The 1,819-nt window shown below is 62.5% G+C and carries 2 protein-coding genes; one reads left to right on the top strand and one right to left on the bottom strand.

The features are described 5' to 3' along the window. On the top strand, positions 1-1,057 hold a 1,057-nt coding region (locus Q1J43_RS00030; RefSeq protein ID WP_301100232.1), incomplete at its 5' end, for an ATP-binding cassette domain-containing protein. A 69-nt stretch (positions 1,058-1,126) separates the two neighbouring features. Here Q1J43_RS00030 and Q1J43_RS00035 read toward each other — a convergent pair. Next, the coding region (locus Q1J43_RS00035) for a tetratricopeptide repeat protein (RefSeq protein WP_301100233.1) at positions 1,127-1,819 on the bottom strand (693 nt) is incomplete at its 5' end.

Raw genomic sequence — 1,819 nt, forward strand, 5'->3', positions numbered from 1 at the left:
TCGCTTCCGCGCCTCCGCCAGCAAGGCGCGGCAGGCGCAAAGCCGCCTAAAGGCCATCGAGCGCATGGACATCGTCGATGCCGTGATGGCGGAGCGCGTCACCGCCTTCACCTTTCCCGAACCGAAGGAAATGAAGTCGCCTCTGATCCGGCTGGAGCATGTCGACGCGGGCTATATCGCGGGCGAGCCGATCCTTCGCAATCTGGATTTAACCGTCAACAACAACGACCGCATCGCCCTGCTGGGCGCGAACGGCAACGGCAAATCGACGCTGGTGAAGATCCTCTCCGGCCGGTTGAAGCCGATGGCAGGTGCGATTCACAAATCCGGCCAGCTCAAGGTCGGCTATTTCGCGCAGTTCCAGACGGACGAGCTGGACGTGAGCCTGACGCCGTTCGAGACGCTTCGCGCCGCGATGCAGGAGCCGTCCGAAGTCAAGGTGCGCGCCATGCTCAGTCGCTTCGGCTTCGATAAGCACAAGGCCGACACCAAGGCGGGCGGATTGTCCGGCGGCGAAAAAGCGCGGCTGCTGTTTTGCCTGATGAGCTTCGACGCGCCGCATATCATGCTGCTCGACGAACCGACCAACCATCTCGACATGGACGCCCGCGAAGCCTTGATGCAGGCGCTGAACAATTACAGCGGCGCAGTCATTCTCGTCAGCCACGACACGCATCTGGTCGAATGCGTCGCCGATCAATTGTGGCTGGTGGCGGACGGCAAGTGCAAACCCTACGACGACGATCTTGATGCCTATCGCAAGCTCGTCATTCGCCAGCGCCGTCTTGAACGCGAAAAGCTGAAGCAGGACGCCCGCGCCCCCAAACCGCAGGAAGGGAAGCCCGCGCCCGACGCGGAGCGGGAGGCGCTTAAGCTGGAACAACGCATCGCCGATCTTACCCAGCGCAAGCATATGCTGGAAGGCGACATCGCCGCCTGCTTCGGCGAGGCCCACGACGCCGCGCACCTCAAGAAGCTCAACGCCGCCCACGCCGCCTTGCAAAAGGAACTGGACGCCGCCGAAGCCGCGCTGGCTTTGGTGATCGACAGGCTTTAGGCGAAGCGGCGGTCTATAGTCAAGTCCGGTAAATTCCAGCCTTAATCTCAGAAAGAGTCCCTCTCTCCATCATTCTGGAGAAGACAGGGGAGATTTTTGGGCTTGGCTATATTCGCCGTCAGGCCGCCACTCGCGGCTCAGCCTCTGGGCTTCGGCGATCTGTTCCGGCGTCATGGTGCGGGCGAGGGCGTCGCGGTCGGCGATGGCTTGGGCGAAACCTTGTTCCGCTGCCAGATCCATCCACATATAGGCCTTCACATCGTCGCGCGGCACGCCTTCGGCTCGCGCATAGGCGTTGCCGAGATTGTTCTGGGCGTCGGCGTTGCCGCGTTCGGCGGCTTTGCGATACCAGCGCACGGCTTCGGCGTAATCCTTGTTCACGCCGCGCCCTTTGGCAAAGCAGACGCCCAGCACGTTTTGTCCGGCGGCATTGCCGGCGTCGGCGGCTTTGCGGAACCATGCCACGGCTTCCTCCTCGTTACGCGCAACGCCTTTGCCGTCGAGATAGAGACCGCCCAGACCGTTAAAGGCGTCGGCATTGTTCTGCGTCGCCGCCTTCCCGAACCATTCCATCGCTTTCGCGTAATCCTTTTCGACCCCCAACCCTCTGGCATAGAGGCCGCCGAGATTGCTTTGCGCAGCGGCGTGGCCTTTCTCGGCGGCGCCGAGGAACCATGCGGCCGCCTCACTGCTGTCCTGCTTGACGCCGAGGCCGTTCGCGTAAAACGCGCCGATGCGGTTTTGCGCCTCAAGATTGCCCAA

The organism is Propionivibrio sp. (assembly GCF_029255185.1).
In the GTDB taxonomy this organism is placed as follows: Bacteria; Pseudomonadota; Gammaproteobacteria; order Burkholderiales; family Rhodocyclaceae; genus Propionivibrio.